Below are 16,019 nucleotides of genomic sequence, written 5' to 3' on the forward strand. Positions count from 1 at the left end.
AACGTCGGCCCGGCTTAGCGAAGGCGGTTTCCAAGCGATAGGGGAAAGGCGACAGCTTGCCCTTCCCGAATCGGCGAGGCCCCGCTTTACCCGGCGGCATGACGGGCAAGCCCACGCCGATGATGCAGCAGTATCACAGACTCAAGGCCGAGGCCGAAGGCTGCCTGCTGTTCTACCGCATGGGCGATTTCTTCGAGTTGTTCTTCGACGACGCGCGGCAGGCTGCGGCGATCCTCGACATCGCGCTCACCACCCGCGGCGAGCATGGCGGTGAAGCGGTGCCGATGTGCGGCGTACCGGTGCACGCGGCGGAAGGATATCTGGCGCGGCTGATCAAGGCGGGATGCCGGGTCGCCATCGCCGAACAGGTCGAGACGCCGGAAGAAGCAAAGGAGCGCGCGCGGCGCGAAGGTTCGCCGGTTTCGAAGGCGCTGGTGAAGCGCGATATCGTGCGCTTCGTCACCGCCGGGACGCTGACCGAAGAGGCGCTGCTCGAGCCGCGCCGCGCCAATGTGCTGGCGGCGGTGTGCGAAGTGCGCGGCGCGCTGGGGGTCGCGAGCGTCGATATCTCGACCGGGCGGATGGAGCTGGAAAGCACCGCAACGAACAATCTCGGCGCAGCGCTGGCGCGTTTGGGTGCGAGCGAAATCGTCGTTCCGGAGGGTTGGTTCGAGGCCCCCGACGCCGCCTTCCAGCGCCCCCGCAGCGACTTCGCGAGCGAAGCAGGGGAACGGCGGCTCAAGACGGTACATGATGTCGCGACGCTCGACGCCTTCGGCGATTTCGACCGCGCGATGCTGGCAGCGGCGGGCGGGCTGATCGCCTATCTCGACCATGTCGGGCGCGGCAACCTGCCGCTGTTGCTGCCACCGGTCGCGCGTTCGGGCGAGCGGCATCTGGCGATGGACGAAGCGACCCGCACCAGCCTCGAAATCCTCGTCTCGCAGCAGGGCAGCCGGCAGGGCAGCCTCGTCGCTGCGATCGACCGCTGTTCGACCGGCGCCGGTGCGCGACTACTGGCGGAGGACCTCTCCGCCCCGTTGTGCGACCGCGACGCTATCGCGCAGCGGTTGCAGCTGGTGCAGTGGCTGTACGACGACCCGCTGCTGCGCGCCGACCTGCGGCAGGTGCTGCGCGCGCTGCCCGATATCGGCCGCGCTCTGGGGCGGATCGTCGCCGGGCGCGGCAGCCCGCGCGATCTGGGGCAGATTCGCGACGGTCTGGCCGAGGCGCGGCGCATCCGCGATGTACTCGCAACCAAACCAGACCGCCCCGAGCTGCTCGAGCGGCTGCTGCCCGCGATGGGTGGGCACGGTGCGCTGGTCGACCATCTGCAGCGCGCGCTGGTGCCCTCCCCGCCGACCGAGCGGCAGAACGGCGGTTTCGTCGCCGAGGGCTACGATGCGGCACTCGACGCGCTGCGGCTGGTTTCGGGCAATGCCCGCCGCGCCATCGCCGCCCTCGAAGGCAAGTACCGCGGCGAGACCGGCATTGCCGCGCTCAAGATCCGGCACAACGGCGTGCTCGGCTATTTCATCGAAGTCCCGGCGCGGCACGCCGACGCGCTGATGGCGCCCGACAGCGGCTTCACCCATCGCCAGACCATGGCCGGCGCGGTGCGGTTCAATTCGCTCAGCCTGCACGAGGAAGCGGGCCGGATCGGCGAAGCGGGCGGACGCGGCATCGCGGCGGAAGAGGCGCATTTCGAGGAACTGGTCGGCGAAGTGGTGGCCACGCGAGAGACCATTGCGGCAGCCGCTGCGGCGCTGGCACGTATCGACGTCGCCGCCGGCCAGGCCGAGCGCGCTGCCGAGGGCGGCTGGTGCCGGCCCGAGATCGTCGAACACGCCTGCCTCGAAATCGTAGATGGCCGCCACCCGGTGGTCGAGGCCGCGCTGGCTTCGAGCGGTGCGCGCTTCGTCGCCAACGATTGCCGTCTGTCGCCCGACGACCGGCTGTGGTTGATCGGCGGGCCGAACATGGGCGGCAAATCGACCTTCCTGCGCCAGAACGCTTTGATCGTCCTGCTGGCACAGGCAGGTGGCTTCGTTCCGGCAAGCGCCGCAACCATCGGGCTGGTCGATCGGCTGTTCAGCCGGGTCGGCGCGTCGGACAATCTCGCGCGCGGACGCTCGACCTTCATGGTCGAGATGGTCGAAACCGCCGCCATCCTGGCGCAGGCGACGACACGCAGTTTCGTCATCCTCGACGAGGTCGGGCGCGGCACCTCGACCTACGACGGGCTGGCGCTGGCCTGGGCGGTGGTCGAGGCGGTGCACGAGACCAACCGCAGCCGCTGCCTGTTCGCGACGCATTACCACGAGCTGTCGCGTCTCGCCGAGAGCTGCGATGCGCTGTCGCTGCATCATGTCCGCGCGCGCGAGTGGAAGGGCGACCTGGTGCTGCTCCACGAACTGGCCGAAGGACCGGCAGATCGCAGCTACGGCCTCGCAGTCGCCAAGCTGGCCGGAGTTCCCAAACCGGTCGTCGCGCGGGCGAAGTCGGTGCTCGACAGACTGGAGAAGGGTCGCGCCGAGACCGGCGGGATTGCTGCCGGGCTGGGAGACCTGCCCTTGTTCGCGACTGCTTTCGCAGCAGAGCCCGAGACCAGCGACGGCTTGCGCGAACGTCTCGCAGCGCTCGACCTCGATGCACTCAGCCCCCGGGAGGCGCTCGACCTGCTTTACGAGCTCAAGCGCGAAGCCGGCAAAACCGAAACTTAACGCCTTCGCGCTACCGACCACCGGTTATGTCAAGCGAGCTGAGCAGTTTGAAGATGGCCGCAATGGCGCTTGCGGGGCTTGTTCTCGTGGGCGGTGCGGTGCTGGTCGATTCGGTTTCGGGCATCGGTACTTTCGGTCCGCGAGAGATCGATGAGCCGCGCCAGCCGCCCCCGGCCGGTCCGATCGGCGCGCCAAAGGGGCCGCCAGCAGGAGAGCCGGTCGTTCCGGTCGATCAAGCTGCCGCCATGGGGAGCGAAGATCAGCTTGCCGACAGCGGAGAGGGTTTCGATCCCACCGGCATCGATCCTACGGGCCTCGATCCGAGTCCGCAGGACGACAGTCAAGGCAACGTAGCCCGTCAGCCCGAACCGGTCGGCGTGCCAGTCGGCGCTCCGGTCGGTCCTGTGGTCGTGGGCGAGCCGCAATAGCGCGTCGACTCTACCGCGTAGGGGCCGGCAATTCGCCCGAATAGTCGTAGAAGCCGCGCCCGGTCTTGCGGCCCAGCCAACCGGCCTCGACATATTTCACCAGCAGCGGCGCAGGGCGGTACTTGCTGTCGCCGGTGGTGTTGTAGAGCACCATGATGATGTCGAGGCAGGTGTCGAGCCCGACAAAATCGGCCAGCTGCAACGGCCCCATCGGGTGGTTCAGGCCGAGCCGGCAGCCTTTGTCGATATCCTCTATATTGGCGGTCGACTGGCCGAGCACGAAGATCGCCTCGTTGATCATCGGCAGCAGGATGCGGTTGACCACGAAACCGGGCTCGTCCTGGCTCAGCACCACTTCCTTGCGCAGCCCTTCGGCGAAAGCCACGACTGCATCGGTCGTCGCTTGCGCGGTGGCGAGACCGGGGATCACCTCGATCAGACCCATTACGGGGACGGGATTGAAAAAGTGCAGACCGATGAAGCGCGCCGGATCGGGCGAATAGTTCGCCATCCGGGTGATCGGGATCGAGCTGGTGTTCGACGCAAGGATGGCATCACTACGCAGCACCTTGCCGGCAGCTTCGAAGATCGTCCGCTTGATCTCCTCGCGCTCGGTCGCAGCCTCGATGATCAGGTCCGCATCCGCCATCGGGCCGTATTCGGCGACCGGGGTAATCCGCGCGATGGTCGCCTCGGCCTGCGCGATATCGAGCTTGCCCTTGCCGACCAGTTTGCCGAGCGCGGCGTCGATACGGCCGACTGCGCGCTGCGCGAGGTCGAGGCTGACGTCCGACAGCAGCACGTCGTAGCCGAAGCCTGCAACTGTCTGCGCAATGCCGGAACCCATCTGGCCCGCGCCGATCACCGCCACCTGTTGCATCGCATCAATCCCTTCGCACTCGCAGCAAAATGCGGGTGTTAGCGGCGGTGATCGGCCTTGGCTAGCGGTTTGCTCCGGGCACCCATTTCACATCGCGCGCACCGTTTTCGTTGAGCATGCGGGCGAACACGAAGAGGTAGTCCGACAGGCGGTTGATATAGGCGAGCGCCGCCGGATTAACCGCCTCCTCCGCCGCGAGCCGCGACATCGCGCGTTCGGCCCGGCGGACGGTGGCGCGGGCGACATGCGCGCGGGCCGCAGTGTCCGAGCCGCCGGGAAGGATGAAACTGTCGAGCGGGGCGATATGCGCATTGAGCGTGTCGATCGCCGCTTCGAGCCATTCGACCTGCGACGGTACGATCCGCAGAACCATTTCGGAGGGCGCGAAATCGCCGCCCGGGGTGGCGAGGTCTGCACCGAGATCGAACAGGTCATTCTGGATGCGGTACAGATCCTGCGCGAAATCGCTCGCCGCGAGCAGCGAGCCGACCCAGCCGATCACGCTGTTCGCCTCGTCGACTTCGCCGATAGCGTCGATCCGCGCGCCATGCTTGGGCGCGCGCGACCCGTCGACCAGCCCGGTCGAGCCATCGTCACCGGTGCGGGTGTAGATCTTGTTGAGCTTGACCATCCGGCCTCTCCCCCAGACGCCGCCTATGCTGCGTCAGCCGCGTCCGCCGCCCATCGCCAGCAGGATCGCCACTACGACGATCGCCAGCGCCTGATACTTGATGCGCGCGAACATCGCCTTGTTCTGCAAAAGCTGCATTTCGGTGACGGTCTCGCCTTCGCCGGTCTCAAGGTCGATCTTGGTGGTCTTGAGAAAGGCCACGATCCCCTTGATCAGCGAATAGAGCACCATGGCCATCAGGCCGACGAGGACGATGATCAGGATCGGGGTCATGCATGGTATCTAGGCGCGTTCGAGCGAAATTCCAGCCGGAAATCGGCGCAACCGCAGTTGCTGCGCAAGCAACAGTCCGTCGCCGCCTGCCAGTCGCAGATCCGCCACGGCAGGCGATCCGCGTCGTTTGGCGAGCTTGCGGCCCTGCTCGTCGAGCAACAGCGGGTGATGGTGCCAGACCGGAAGCGCCAGGCCGAGCAGCGCCTGCAACAGGCGGTGCACATGGCTGGCAGTGAACAGGTCGCGCCCGCGGGTGACCAGGGTCACGCCATCCGCCGCATCGTCGAGTGTGGCGGCAAGGTGATAGCTCGCCGGTTCATCCTTGCGTACGAGAACCACATCTCCCAGCAGTTCGGGCCGCGCCGCCTGTTCGCCCGCCATTTCGTCGACCCACACGAGCGGCCCGGTGTAGCGCAAGGCCTCGGCGACATCTAGCCGCAGGACATGGGGCAGCGCCAAGTCGACCGCCCTGCCCTTGCAGGTGCCGGGATAGATCGGACCCTCCAGCCCCGCGACACGCGCCGCCGCAACGATCTCGGTGCGGGTACAGACACAGCGATAGAGCAGGCCCTCGGACTCCAGTCGCACCGCTGCTTCGGCGTAGTCCGCCAAGCGGGTCGATTGCGCTGGCACCTCCTCCCACTTCAGGCCGAGCCAAGCCAGGTCGGCGCGAAAGGCGTCGGGGAGCTCGGGCTGGCTGCGCGCGCCGTCGATATCCTCGATCCGGAGCAGGAACCGCCCACCGCGCGCCTGCGCCAGATCGTGCGCGACAATGGCGGCATAGGCGTGTCCGAGATGCAGCATCCCGTTGGGGCTGGGGGCGAAACGGGTAACGATGCTCATGGCTAGGGGTGCATGTCCGAGTATGAGTCCAAAATGCCGCAGTTCGCGGGATAAGCCTGTGGATAGGCTGTCTGTAACAGACTTGACGCGATTCTGCGCAAATGCACACTCGCCATCAATCGGGGAGAACGGATTTGTTCAAGGCCGAACTGATCGAACGAGCCGCAACACTGCGAAGTAGCATGGAGGATCCGACGCGCAATCTGGCGTCGTGCCCCTCCCTCGTCCTCAATGCGGACTATACCCCGCTCTCCTATTACCCGCTGAGCCTGTGGCCGTGGCAGACCGCGATCAAGGCGATCTTCCTCGACCGGGTCGATGTGATCGAAACCTACGACCGCGAGGTTCATTCGCCCAATCTCGACATGAAGATCCCCAGCGTCATCGCGCTCAAGCAATATGTGAAGCCCAGCGAGTTTCCCGCCTTCACCCGCTTCAACCTGTTCCTGCGCGACCGCTTCGCCTGCCAGTATTGCGGCGACACCCATCACCTGACCTTCGACCATGTCGTTCCGCGCCGCCTGGGCGGCCGCACCACGTGGGAAAACATCGCCACCGCCTGCGCCCCCTGCAACATGAAGAAGGGCGGCCGCACGCCCAGGCAGGCGGGGATGCACCTCTACAACCAGCCGATCCGCCCGACCCACTGGCAACTGCAGCAACACGGCAAGCAGTTCCCGCCGGGCTACCTGCACGAGACTTGGCGGGATTGGCTCTATTGGGACATCGAGCTGGAGGCGTAAGCGCCTTCGCGTCCCACTAAAGAAAAATGCGCCACCCGCAGGCAGCGCAGCCTTCTTGTCAGCAGACGGAGCGTCCGGCTCAGCAGTTGCCTTCCACGCCATCGGCGCAATCGCCGACAGACTCGACATCCTCGACGGCTCCGTCGACGGTGTTGCAGGCGGTCATGAACATTGCAGTGCCGCTCAGGGCCAGCACGGTTAACAGCTTACGCATGGGCTTTCTCCTCGGGAGCGCTTGGAACTCTTCCATTGCTCGGGTAATGTTCCGGCAACGCCCGTACCGCTCGCCAAGTTCCAGAAAGTGCTGAAACCTCGCTTTAAATGCCTTTCCAGACGCGGGTGGAAGCTTCCGCTCAGGTCACCGCCGCGCGCTGCCTGAACTCTTCGCGCTGCCACGCGCCGCTCGCCAGAACCTCCGCCAGCGCCTCGATCGCGCGGGCGCAATCCGCAAAGCCGACATAGGCCGGTGCGAAGCCCAGCCGCAGCACGTCGGGCGCGCGGAAGTCGCCGATCACGCCGCGCGCGATTAGCGCCTGGGACAGCGCGTAAGCTTCCAGGTGACGGTAACTTAGCTGGCTCCCGCGCAAGGCCGGATCGGCAGGGCTGACGCATTCGAGCCCGGGGCAATGTTCCGCCATCGCAGCGCGGAAGAATTCGCTCAACGCGCGCGATTTGGCGACCAGCGGCTCGATCCCGATCTCCGCCATCAGCTCGACCCCGCATTCGAGCGCAGCCATCGCCAGCACCGGCGGGGTGCCCGCCAGCAGGCGCGATACTCCGGGTGCGGGCGCGTACTCGTCGGAGAAGGCGAACGGCGCGGCGTGGCCCATCCAGCCACTGATCGGATTGACCAGCGCTGCATGGTGCCGCTCGGCGACGAACGCATAGGCAGGCGCACCCGGCCCGCCGTTCAGATATTTGTAGCCGCAGCCAACCGCCATGTCGGCGTTGCAGGCACCCAGATCGACCGGCACCGCGCCGCCCGAATGCGACAGGTCCCACAGCACCAGCGCGCCTGCGGCATGCGCTGCCTCGGTCAGCGCGGCCATGTCGAACATTGCGCCGGTCTTGTAGTGGACATGGGTCAGCATCAGCAGCGCGACATTCTCGTCCAGCGCATCGACAATGCGATCGCGCGCGGCGAGCCGCTGCTCGGCCGGACTACCCTGCACCATGTAGATATCGGTCGGAAAATTCCCCGGTTCGCTCAGCACCACCGTGCGGCCGGGGCGCATGTGGAGCGCCGCGCCGATCAGCTTGGCGAGGTTGACCGAAACACTGTCACAGGCGATCACCTCATGCGGGCAAGCCCCGATCAGCGGGGCGATCTTGCCACCGACCCGCTGCGGCATGCCGATCCAGTCGGCGGTATTCCAGCTGCGGATCAGATCGCGGCCCCACTCGGCATCGACCACCTGCGCCAGCCGCTCGCGCGTCGACTTGGGGAGCGCCCCCAGTGAATTGCCGTCGAGGTAGATCACGCCGTCCGGCAGGTCGAACCGTTCGCGGAAACGCGCCAGCGGATCGGCTGCATCCAGTTCGATGGCCTTGTTGAGCAGCTCGCTCATCGTGCCGCACCTTGGTGATTTCGATTCGCGCGGAGACGCGGAGACGCGGAGAAGAAAGCAATTTGCGCTCGCAAAGGCGCGAAGGCGCAAAGGAGGCGTGTAGGCGGCGAAGCCGCGCCAAGAATCTCGGTCAGCATCTGGACGGTCGGCAGATTGTCTTGGTGCCGCTTCGCGGCAATTTCTCTTTGCGCCTTTGCGACTTTGCGAGCGCACGAAAGACCTCCGCCTCTTCGCGTCTCCGTGTGAGCATACCTCTGAAGTGTCCCGCTCATATCGCCGTCCGCACGCTCAGCAGTTCGGGGAAGAACGCCTGCTTGAGCACCCCCTCGAGATAGGGCACGCCCGGCGTCCCCCCGGTGCCGCGCTTGAAGCCGATGATGCGTTCGACCGTCTTGAGATGGCCGAAGCGCCAGCGCTGGAAATGGTACTCGAGATCGACCAGCTTCTCGGCCAGTTCGTACAGATCCCAGTGCTCCTTCGGGTCGCGGTAGATTTCGGCCCATGCCGCTTCGACTTGCGCGCTGTGCTGCCACAACACGCCGACGTCGCGATCCAGCACATCCTGCGGGATATCGAACCCACGCCTGGCGATCAGACGCACGGTCTCATCGTAGATGCTCGGCCGGGCGAGTTCCGCATGCAGCGCCTGCGCGGTCGCCGGTTCCGATTTGTGCAGCGATGCCATGTCGGCGTTACGCCCGCCGAGGAGGAATTCCATCATCCGGTACTGCGCGCTCTGGAACCCGCTCGACCGGCCCAGATGCGGGCGGATGGTCGAATAATCGTGCGGGGTCATGGTGCTCAGCACGTCCCAGCTCTGGATAAGCTGCCCCTGCGCACGGGCAACGCGGGCGAGCATCTTGAATGCCGGGCGCAGACGATCTTCAGCGATATGCCGCCGCGCCTCCACCAGTTCATGCAGGCACAGCTTGAGCCACAGCTCGCTCGCCTGATGGACAATGATGAACAGCATCTCGTCATGCGCGCCCGAGGCCGGATGCTGTGCCGCAAGGATGCGATCGAGGTCGAGGTAGCTCGCGTAGGTAACGTTCTGCGCCATGGCCCTGCCCTAGCGCGATGCGGTCTCGTTTGAAACTACTGCTCGATGATGCGCGTCGCCGGGTGGTGTTTGTCGAGGTGTTTTTTTACGATCTTCAGGTTGCGCGTGTTGGAGCGAAACAGGAAATCCGCCGCATCGCCCACCAACGGCACCGCGCCGAGCAGCGCGTCGAAACCGACGTTGCCCGCCATGCGCCACAGCTTCCATTTGGGCATGTCGAGGTTGCGCGCTTCCCATATGATATAGGCCCCCATCGCGGTGGTCACGATATCGCCCAGCACCGGCACCAGTCCGACCAGCGAGTCGAGCCCGACCGGAAAATTGACTCCGGGGATGCGGAAGCTGCGTTCGAGCAGAATTTCCATCGCCTCGATCCGCTTGCGGACCGAATGCGGATCGGTCCCGGTCGGCAGTTCGAAACCCATGACCTGGGTCGGTTGCGGTGCGGGCATAGCTACCTCCTGCTCCGCCAAAAGTGGCGTACTGCGTTAGTTGGGTCGTTCGGCGAGCGGAAACAAGGGATGGAAGCCGGTGGCGTTGGCCTCGAACCCGTCGACCCCGCCGCGCACGAGCGACCAGCGTACCGGAGCGCCGAGGGGGATGTAGACGTTCTTCGCAAGGAGGATTGTTTCCGCGTCGGCCAGCAGCTTTTCCCGCTCCGCCGCGTCAGGTTCGCGCAGCGCGGCGATCACCGCAAGATCCGCGTCGCGCGAGCACAGCGCGCCGAAGACGAGGCAGTTGAACTGGTTGAGAAACCAGCGCCTGTCGGCATAGCGCGCGACCGAATCAAGCAGTTCGAGATCGGCCTTGGCTCTGTCATCGACCCTCACCAGAGTGACCCCGATCTTGCTGAAATCCTCCGCCAAAGCCCTGAAGACGCGATCCGAGCCGGGACCGGACGGCAGCGCGATTGCAATCCGCGGGTCCACTCCCGATCCGGACACCCAATTCGAAATCCGCCGGGCGGCCTCGGCCTGACGTTCCTCCACCGTCAGCGCGCTCCACCGTTCTTCGGGCGGCATCTCGCCGGCTGCTCCGAGCATCGGGACAATTCGGGTCGATTGCTGCCACTGGCCGAGATTGAGCGCTTCGAACAGCTTACCCCGATCGATCGCCATCGCAACCGCCTCGCGCTCGAACTCGCTTTGGAGCACACCTCGGGCGCGCACGACCTTGAGCCCGAGCAACCCGGTAACCCCGTCGACCCGGATCGAGCCGCGCGACAATGGACCGAGATCGGCCAAGGGCAGGTTCTGAATCCGCCCGTTGAACACCGCATCGGCCTCGCCGGCCTTGAACGCTTCGATCGCTGCCTCGACCGGATAGGTACGCACCTTGACCGGTCGTACCGTCTCCTTCCAGTCTTCGATCATCGGCTGCCCGCGCCGGTCGGGCGGCAGGGCGCTAAGCGCCACTTCGCCCCCGTCGTAGCGAGCGGCCATCGGGCCGACGCCCCGGTTGCTCTGGGTCAGACCCAGCTCGGGCTGGGCGAGCAGCGCAAGGAACTGCGACATCGGGTGTTCGAGACGGATTTCGATGACCCGCCCCGCCATGGCGCGAACCTCGGCGATAATCCTGAGGTCGAGCCCGAGGGACGTCCCTTCGAGGCGTCCGATAGCGCGGTCGAGCTCGCGCTTGACAGTTTCGGCGGAAAGATCGCTGCCATCGGGCCAGTCGCTGTCGCGCAGACGAAAAATGTAGCTAAGCCCGTCGTCGGTGACGATCCAGCGTTCGGCGACCGCAGGGACAACCTGGCCACTTGCATCCAGCGTGACCAGGCCTTCTGCAGTCGCTTCGCGCACGTGTTGCGCTGCCGGCGACAGACGCACACCGGTCTGGCGCAATTCGGCAGCGGTCCCGATGAAGGCGACATCGACATCGTCTTCGCCCTCGCCGAACAGGCTGCAGGACGCGAGTGCCGGTAACAGGATGCAGCAAAGGACAAGGCGACAGATCGGAGCCATCGCACCCCGACTAGCAGCTTGCGTCCGAACGGTCAGCGGGAAAGAATCAGAGCTTGCGCAACCGGTCGTTTTCGAGCCCCGCTCCCGGCGCCAGCGCCGATGCATAGCGGGTAAAGCGAGGCGGCTCATAGGCGCCCTGAGATTGCTCAGGTGCCCGCGCGACTTTCGGATCGATCTCTTCGGCAAAGGCGATGCCGAAGCGCGAATCCTGGACCCAGGCAACGGTGCCCTCGACCCAGCCGATGTTGCGCAACTTGACTGCGATCTGCGCCCCGCGTTCGACGCGGGCGGAACCTTCCGCCATCATACCGCCGGCCGACAGGTTGCGCACCTTGACGCGGTCGCCGGTTTCGAACCCGCCGATCCGCAGATCGGCCAGCAGGAACAGGCTGTCACGCGAGATGTGTCGGGTATCGATAGCGGACATCGCGGCCAAAATTCCTTCGTTCGAACAAAACCAGCTTCGCACGCACCGGTGCGCATGCCCGGATTCATACACCCGAATTGGCTAATGAAGCTTTAAACGAGAAAGCCGCAAAGGCCCTCCGGACCGACCAGGAAATGCCTAATCGTCGCGCGAGATTTTCTCGCGCCGTTCATGCGCCTCCTGCGCTTCGACCGTCATGGTCGCGACCGGGCGGGCGATCAGCCGGCGCAGGCCAATCGGGTCGCCGGTTACCTCGCAGAACCCGTATTCGCCAGCATCGATCCGGCGCAACGCGGCGTCGATCTTGGCGGTCAGTTTGCGCTGCCGGTCGCGCGTGCGCAGTTCGATGCTCCAGTCGGTCTCGCTCGAGGCACGGTCATTGAGATCGGGCTCGCGGATCGGGCCATCCTGCAGCGATTGCAGCGTGGCGGAAGATGCCGACTGGATCGACTTTTTCCATTCGAGCAGCAGCATGCGAAAATAATTCAGCTGCGTCTCGCTCATGTATTCTTCGTCGTCCGAGGGAACATAGCCGGGTTCGAGCGCGGCCTTTACGTTTTTGAGCGCATCGGAGTCTTCGAATGCAGCTGTCGCCATATGGTCCTCGATACCCTATCGTAATCGTTTCAACGATTTGCGTGACACCTTGCCGGTGTGATCCGGTCTCTCGGCCCTCCGCTTTGGGCGGGCCTATAGAAGTGGGCACCCCCCCGCACAAGCGGCAATCTAGGGGTCGGCCCTTATGCTCCACAAACTTAAGCCGAGCCGAACAGAATGCAGTGCGGCGACGGATTCTGCGCACCGAGTTAACCATTTGTTGACCATGTTCTGCGGAAAACCCGGATCAAGCGACGGCAGGGGGCCTTCGCGAGCATGGGGGTACAACAATGAAACTCACTCCGATCGAAGGCGGGATAGCGACCCGGCCCGATGTCCACACCGCGGACCTGCTGGTGGCGCAGTGTCTCGCCGCCGCAGCCCAAGGCTGCGTCAACGCCTATTTCGACCTTGGGGTCGCTTACTCGACCGGCAGTCACGGCGCGCCGTGCGACCTGATCGAAGCGCATAAATGGTTCAACCTCGCCGCCTCGAAAGGTCACGAGGAGGCGAGCTGGTGCCGCGCCGATGTGTCGGACGAAATGACCGCCCGCGAGATCGCCGAGGCCCAGCGCCGCGCGCGCCAATGGCTGAACGATACGGCCCGCAAAGTCGCCTAGGCCTTCCTGAACGGCGTTCGCGTCTCGAGGAAGTTGCGGTCCTGCGCCACGCCATGGCGCTCGCGGTCGAGGAAATCGCTCACCGCCTCGCGGAAGCCCGGATCGGCGATCCAGTGCGCCGACCACGTCTCGACCGGTTCGTAACCGCGCGCCAGCTTATGGCCGCCCTGCGCCCCCGCCTCGACCCGCGCCAGACCGAGTTCGATCGCGGCATCTATCGCCTGATAATAACACAGCTCGAAATGCAGGAACGGCTTGTCGCGGCTGCACCCCCAATAGCGGCCATAGAGCGCATCGGGCCCGATAAAATTCAGCGCCCCGGCAAACGGCTCGCCATCATCCAGCGCAAGCACCAGCAGCAACCGGTCTCCCATCCGCTCGCCGAACAGGTCGAACGCCTCGCGGGTGAGGTAGGGCGAGCCCCATTTGCGCGCGCCGGTGTCCTGATAGAACAGCCAGAACGCATCCCAATGCTCGGGCCGGATCGCATCCCCGGTCAGACAAACGATTTCTCCCCCCTCCTGCGCGGCGGCGCGTTCCTTGCGCAACGTGCGGCGCTTGCGCGAGGACAGCTGGCCCAGAAACGCGTCGAAATTCGCATAGCCGCGATTGGTCCAGTGGAACTGGAGATCGCTGCGCGGCATCCACCCGGCGGCCTCGAACAGCTGCATTTGCGCAGGCTCGACAAAGGTCGCGTGGGCGGAGGAAAAGCCGTTGCCTGCGCACAACGTCTCCGCCGCCTGGAGCAGCGGCGCGGCAAGCGACGGGTCGGACAGGAGCAGCCGCGGCCCGGTCGCCGGGGTGAAGGGCGCGGCAATCTGCAGCTTGGGATAGTACTGCCCGCCCGCCCGCTCGTAGGCGTCGGCCCAGCCGTGATCGAACACATATTCGCCTTGGCTGTGGCCCTTGAGGTAGGACGGCATGGCACCGGCCAGCGTGCCGTCCGCACCTTCGATAATTATCGGCACCGCCTGCCATCCGGTGCCCGGCCCGACGCTGCCCGATTCCTCGAGGATGGTGAGGAAATCCCACGAAACGAAGGGATTGCCGCCTGCAAGCGCATCCCACTGGTCTTTCGGCAAAGCCCCGACCGATCCGGCGATCTTGGCGATTAGCTCGCCATTGCTCACTGCGCCACCTCGCCCTCCAGAATCGGGGCATCGGTGTGGTCGAACGCGACCTGCGCGCTCGCCATATCGCGCACGGTCCAGGTGAGCAGCGGCAGCCCGCGCTTGCGCTGTGCGGCGGCGAAGGTGCTTGGCAGATCGCGCACATCGTAGGCGAGGAAATCGGGCTTGCAGTTCCACATCGCGAGCCGCCGCCGCACCGTGCCGCGAAATCCCTTGCTGCCTTCCTCGGTCACCACCAGCCCGCGGACCGTGCGCGGCGAGTGGACCGCAAACCAGCGCACCACGCGCGGGTCGAAGCTCATCACTGCATGGTGGCCCCGGTAACCCTCGAGCGCGCGGCGCACGGCAAGGCACAGCGGCCGGGCGCGCTTGTCGCGCTTCGACTTGATCTCGATCAGCAGCGGCACCCGCCCGCCGACCTGTTCGAGCAGCCGCTCGAGGCTGGGGATCCGGTCGCCGTTCTGGCGCAGCGGGATGGCGCCCAGCTCGGCCACCGTCAGCCGCTCGACCGGACCCTGCTCATCCGTCAGCCGGTCGAGCTCCCAGTCGTGGAACACCACCGCGCCGCCATCCGAAGTGCGCTGGACATCGCATTCGATCCCCATCCCGCGCCCGATCGCCTCGGCGAAAGCGCTGGCCGAGTTCTCGGGCGTGCCCGGGCTATGCAGCCCGCGATGGGCATAGTCCCATTCGGCGAGCCATTTGACCCGCGCCGGGTTGGGCGGCGGCGCGCGCCAGTTGTCAATCCATGTCGATAGCAAGAATCGCATCCACTTCGACCGCTGCGCCGAGCGGCAGCACCGGCACCCCGACCGCGCTGCGCGCATGCTTGCCCGCTTCGCCGAACACCTCGACCATCAGGTCCGACGTGCCGTTGGCGATGGCCGGCTGGCCGGTGAAATCGGGCGCCGAATTGACGAAGGCACCCAGCTTGACCACCCGCCGCACCTTCTCGAGCAGCCCGGCCTTTTTCAATTGCGCGAGGATCATCAGCCCGCAGGCGCGCGCGGCGGCCTGCCCGTCTTCGGGGGTCACATTCTCCCCCAGCCGGCCCTTGACCAGCTCGCCTTCGACGAACGGCAATTGCCCCGAGACATAGGCGAAGCCGCCCTCGACCACGACCGGCACATAGCTCGCCACCGGCGCGGCGGCTTCGGGCAGTTCGATAGCGAGTTCGGCGAGGCGGGCTTCAATGGTCATGCGGGTTCCTTTTCGATTTCCAGCGCGGCGAGCAGCCACGGCAGCGCTTCGTCCCAGGTGTCGATCCGCGCGTCGGCGTGGCCCGACCGGTGTGCGCAGTCGATATGCGGGGCGAGCAGCGGTTCGCCGCACAGATGCAAAGTGGTGATATCGGCGAGCGTCTCGCGCGCCGAGCGGTGGTGCTGCGCAAGATCGTCGATGAAGATCGCGCGGCTCGGCGCATATTCCTCGACGATTGCCTTTAGCGCCGGCCCCTTCGGCCCCTGGTTGGTGAACACCCGCGCCTCGAGCCCGTGGTTGGCGAGCTGGTCGGCGCGGCCCTGCTGGTGCTTGTCGAGCAAATTGGTCAGGATCACGACATCGGCGTGCTCGGCCAGCCGGTTCATCGCCGCGACCGAGCCTTCGATCGGCAGCTGGCGGTGCATTTCGGCGTCGAAAAATTCGCGCAAGAACCGCCAGATGTCTTCCTGGCCCAACACTTCGCCGCTCTCCTGCCAGCGCAGCGCCTTGCCGAAATCATTGGTCCCCATCTGGAAATCGACTCCGCGCGCCTCGCCCAGCCAGTCGCGGAACGGGGCGACCATGTGCAGCAGCACTTCGTCGCAATCGGAAATGATCAGTGGGCGATTCATCGGGATAGGATTTCCTGCGCGGCAATCAGCGTCTCGGGCGCTATCTGGAGCGCCTCGGCCGCTTTTACCAGATCGGGTTCGTATCGGCCGAGGAATTCGAGCACGGCGGAGAGCATCGCCGGGTCGGTCAGGCTGGCGCGCATCTGTTCGGGCGTGAGGCCGGTCAGCGCGAGCAGCCGCTCCGCCCGGTCGGCATCGCCCAGCACCCAGCCGAGCGCGGAGAGCGCCAGCGTTTCGGCTTCGGGCCGGGTCAGGATCGGGGATTGGCCGTGGCGGGGAATTGTCAGCGTCCTGCAGGAA

General features: G+C 65.7%; 20 protein-coding genes. 4 read left to right on the plus strand and 16 right to left on the minus strand.

Features of this window, described 5'->3' with window-relative positions:
* The first annotated feature begins 98 nt into the window (after nucleotides 1–98).
* On the plus strand, nucleotides 99–2,723 hold the full coding sequence (mutS, locus tag NSO95_RS09725; RefSeq protein WP_257596026.1) for a DNA mismatch repair protein MutS: 2,625 nt from the start codon (nucleotides 99–101) through the stop codon (nucleotides 2,721–2,723).
* A gap of 62 nt (nucleotides 2,724–2,785) precedes the next feature.
* Complete coding sequence (locus NSO95_RS09730) at nucleotides 2,786–3,151, plus strand: hypothetical protein (RefSeq protein ID WP_257596027.1); 366 nt, start codon at nucleotides 2,786–2,788, stop codon at nucleotides 3,149–3,151.
* Nucleotides 3,152–3,161: 10 nt separating this feature from the next.
* On the opposite strand, the gene NSO95_RS09735 is transcribed toward NSO95_RS09730, so the two are convergent.
* The 4 genes from NSO95_RS09735 to gluQRS form a co-directional block, all read right to left on the minus strand.
* The gene (locus NSO95_RS09735; RefSeq protein WP_257596028.1) at nucleotides 3,162–4,031 is read right to left on the minus strand and encodes a 3-hydroxyacyl-CoA dehydrogenase NAD-binding domain-containing protein; all 870 of its coding nucleotides are present in this window, start codon (nucleotides 4,029–4,031) and stop codon (nucleotides 3,162–3,164) included.
* 61 nt (nucleotides 4,032–4,092) lie between these two features.
* On the minus strand, nucleotides 4,093–4,662 hold the full coding sequence (locus NSO95_RS09740; protein WP_257596029.1) for a cob(I)yrinic acid a,c-diamide adenosyltransferase: 570 nt from the start codon (nucleotides 4,660–4,662) through the stop codon (nucleotides 4,093–4,095).
* Nucleotides 4,663–4,695: 33 nt separating this feature from the next.
* The gene (locus tag NSO95_RS09745) at nucleotides 4,696–4,935 is read right to left on the minus strand and encodes a hypothetical protein (RefSeq protein ID WP_257596031.1); all 240 of its coding nucleotides are present in this window, start codon (nucleotides 4,933–4,935) and stop codon (nucleotides 4,696–4,698) included.
* Between the two features lie 9 nt (nucleotides 4,936–4,944).
* Nucleotides 4,945–5,778: a tRNA glutamyl-Q(34) synthetase GluQRS gene (gene gluQRS / locus NSO95_RS09750; protein ID WP_257596032.1), complete on the minus strand. Its 834-nt coding sequence runs from the start codon at nucleotides 5,776–5,778 to the stop codon at nucleotides 4,945–4,947.
* A 134-nt stretch (nucleotides 5,779–5,912) separates the two neighbouring features.
* Between gluQRS and NSO95_RS09755 the strand changes: the two genes are divergently transcribed.
* The gene (locus tag NSO95_RS09755; protein WP_257596033.1) at nucleotides 5,913–6,521 is read left to right on the plus strand and encodes an HNH endonuclease; all 609 of its coding nucleotides are present in this window, start codon (nucleotides 5,913–5,915) and stop codon (nucleotides 6,519–6,521) included.
* Nucleotides 6,522–6,600: 79 nt separating this feature from the next.
* Here NSO95_RS09755 and NSO95_RS09760 read toward each other — a convergent pair whose 3' ends face one another.
* From NSO95_RS09760 to dksA, 7 genes are all read right to left on the minus strand, one after another.
* Nucleotides 6,601–6,735 carry an Entericidin EcnA/B family protein gene (locus NSO95_RS09760; RefSeq protein WP_257596034.1) on the minus strand — a complete coding sequence of 45 codons (135 nt, stop codon included), beginning with the start codon at nucleotides 6,733–6,735 and terminating at the stop codon, nucleotides 6,601–6,603.
* Between the two features lie 139 nt (nucleotides 6,736–6,874).
* Complete coding sequence (kynU, locus tag NSO95_RS09765) at nucleotides 6,875–8,089, minus strand: kynureninase (RefSeq protein WP_436278031.1); 1,215 nt, start codon at nucleotides 8,087–8,089, stop codon at nucleotides 6,875–6,877.
* Between the two features lie 268 nt (nucleotides 8,090–8,357).
* Nucleotides 8,358–9,149: a tryptophan 2,3-dioxygenase gene (locus NSO95_RS09770; RefSeq protein ID WP_257596035.1), complete on the minus strand. Its 792-nt coding sequence runs from the start codon at nucleotides 9,147–9,149 to the stop codon at nucleotides 8,358–8,360.
* A 35-nt stretch (nucleotides 9,150–9,184) separates the two neighbouring features.
* On the minus strand, nucleotides 9,185–9,601 hold the full coding sequence (locus NSO95_RS09775) for a DUF4112 domain-containing protein (protein ID WP_257596036.1): 417 nt from the start codon (nucleotides 9,599–9,601) through the stop codon (nucleotides 9,185–9,187).
* 36 nt (nucleotides 9,602–9,637) lie between these two features.
* Entirely contained in the window at nucleotides 9,638–11,113 is a 1,476-nt protein-coding gene (locus NSO95_RS09780) for an ABC transporter substrate-binding protein (RefSeq protein WP_257596037.1), read from the minus strand.
* A gap of 46 nt (nucleotides 11,114–11,159) precedes the next feature.
* The gene (locus NSO95_RS09785) at nucleotides 11,160–11,540 is read right to left on the minus strand and encodes a PilZ domain-containing protein (RefSeq protein WP_257596038.1); all 381 of its coding nucleotides are present in this window, start codon (nucleotides 11,538–11,540) and stop codon (nucleotides 11,160–11,162) included.
* Between the two features lie 138 nt (nucleotides 11,541–11,678).
* A complete protein-coding gene (gene dksA, locus NSO95_RS09790; RefSeq protein WP_257596040.1) occupies nucleotides 11,679–12,137 on the minus strand; it encodes an RNA polymerase-binding protein DksA in 459 nt (152 codons plus the stop codon).
* Between the two features lie 290 nt (nucleotides 12,138–12,427).
* Here dksA and NSO95_RS09795 point away from each other — a divergent pair, with 290 nt between their 5' ends.
* Nucleotides 12,428–12,757, plus strand: a complete 330-nt coding sequence (locus NSO95_RS09795; protein WP_257596041.1) for a hypothetical protein — start codon at nucleotides 12,428–12,430, stop codon at nucleotides 12,755–12,757.
* Here NSO95_RS09795 and NSO95_RS09800 read toward each other — a convergent pair.
* Genes NSO95_RS09800 through NSO95_RS09820 form a run of 5 tightly spaced genes read right to left on the minus strand, consistent with a single transcriptional unit; the run spans nucleotide 12,754 to nucleotide 16,006 of the window.
* Nucleotides 12,754–13,887, minus strand: coding sequence for a GNAT family N-acetyltransferase (locus NSO95_RS09800; RefSeq protein WP_257596042.1), 1,134 nt, complete (start codon nucleotides 13,885–13,887; stop codon nucleotides 12,754–12,756). The genes NSO95_RS09795 and NSO95_RS09800 overlap by 4 nt on opposite strands.
* The gene (locus tag NSO95_RS09805) at nucleotides 13,884–14,657 is read right to left on the minus strand and encodes a glycerophosphodiester phosphodiesterase family protein (protein ID WP_257596043.1); all 774 of its coding nucleotides are present in this window, start codon (nucleotides 14,655–14,657) and stop codon (nucleotides 13,884–13,886) included. Before NSO95_RS09805 ends, NSO95_RS09800 begins: the two co-directional genes overlap by 4 nt.
* Nucleotides 14,629–15,087 carry a RidA family protein gene (locus tag NSO95_RS09810; RefSeq protein ID WP_257596044.1) on the minus strand — a complete coding sequence of 153 codons (459 nt, stop codon included), beginning with the start codon at nucleotides 15,085–15,087 and terminating at the stop codon, nucleotides 14,629–14,631. Before NSO95_RS09810 ends, NSO95_RS09805 begins: the two co-directional genes overlap by 29 nt.
* Nucleotides 15,084–15,719 (minus strand): HAD family hydrolase, encoded by a 636-nt coding sequence (locus NSO95_RS09815; RefSeq protein WP_257596045.1) that lies wholly within the window; start codon nucleotides 15,717–15,719, stop codon nucleotides 15,084–15,086. Before NSO95_RS09815 ends, NSO95_RS09810 begins: the two co-directional genes overlap by 4 nt.
* The gene (locus NSO95_RS09820; protein ID WP_366519007.1) at nucleotides 15,716–16,006 is read right to left on the minus strand and encodes a DUF3572 domain-containing protein; all 291 of its coding nucleotides are present in this window, start codon (nucleotides 16,004–16,006) and stop codon (nucleotides 15,716–15,718) included. The genes NSO95_RS09815 and NSO95_RS09820 overlap by 4 nt, the downstream gene beginning before the upstream one ends.
* Nucleotides 16,007–16,019 lie beyond the last annotated feature (13 nt).

The sequence above is a fragment of the Parerythrobacter lacustris genome (assembly GCF_024626475.1).
GTDB lineage: Bacteria > Pseudomonadota > Alphaproteobacteria > Sphingomonadales > Sphingomonadaceae > Parerythrobacter_A > Parerythrobacter_A lacustris.

Coding starts and splice junctions, on each gene's coding strand:
- NSO95_RS09770 (WP_257596035.1), bottom strand. CDS start 9,149: ATGGCGCAGAACGTTACCTACGCGAGCTACCTCGACCTCGATCGCATC.
- NSO95_RS09745 (WP_257596031.1), bottom strand. CDS start 4,935: ATGACCCCGATCCTGATCATCGTCCTCGTCGGCCTGATGGCCATGGTG.
- NSO95_RS09805 (WP_257596043.1), bottom strand. CDS start 14,657: ATGCGATTCTTGCTATCGACATGGATTGACAACTGGCGCGCGCCGCCG.
- NSO95_RS09775 (WP_257596036.1), bottom strand. CDS start 9,601: ATGCCCGCACCGCAACCGACCCAGGTCATGGGTTTCGAACTGCCGACC.
- NSO95_RS09780 (WP_257596037.1), bottom strand. CDS start 11,113: ATGGCTCCGATCTGTCGCCTTGTCCTTTGCTGCATCCTGTTACCGGCA.
- NSO95_RS09815 (WP_257596045.1), bottom strand. CDS start 15,719: ATGAATCGCCCACTGATCATTTCCGATTGCGACGAAGTGCTGCTGCAC.
- kynU (WP_436278031.1), bottom strand. CDS start 8,089: ATGAGCGAGCTGCTCAACAAGGCCATCGAACTGGATGCAGCCGATCCG.
- NSO95_RS09740 (WP_257596029.1), bottom strand. CDS start 4,662: ATGGTCAAGCTCAACAAGATCTACACCCGCACCGGTGACGATGGCTCG.
- NSO95_RS09785 (WP_257596038.1), bottom strand. CDS start 11,540: ATGTCCGCTATCGATACCCGACACATCTCGCGTGACAGCCTGTTCCTG.
- NSO95_RS09760 (WP_257596034.1), bottom strand. CDS start 6,735: ATGCGTAAGCTGTTAACCGTGCTGGCCCTGAGCGGCACTGCAATGTTC.
- mutS (WP_257596026.1), top strand. CDS start 99: ATGACGGGCAAGCCCACGCCGATGATGCAGCAGTATCACAGACTCAAG.
- NSO95_RS09730 (WP_257596027.1), top strand. CDS start 2,786: ATGGCGCTTGCGGGGCTTGTTCTCGTGGGCGGTGCGGTGCTGGTCGAT.
- NSO95_RS09735 (WP_257596028.1), bottom strand. CDS start 4,031: ATGCAACAGGTGGCGGTGATCGGCGCGGGCCAGATGGGTTCCGGCATT.
- gluQRS (WP_257596032.1), bottom strand. CDS start 5,778: ATGAGCATCGTTACCCGTTTCGCCCCCAGCCCCAACGGGATGCTGCAT.
- dksA (WP_257596040.1), bottom strand. CDS start 12,137: ATGGCGACAGCTGCATTCGAAGACTCCGATGCGCTCAAAAACGTAAAG.
- NSO95_RS09810 (WP_257596044.1), bottom strand. CDS start 15,087: ATGACCATTGAAGCCCGCCTCGCCGAACTCGCTATCGAACTGCCCGAA.
- NSO95_RS09795 (WP_257596041.1), top strand. CDS start 12,428: ATGAAACTCACTCCGATCGAAGGCGGGATAGCGACCCGGCCCGATGTC.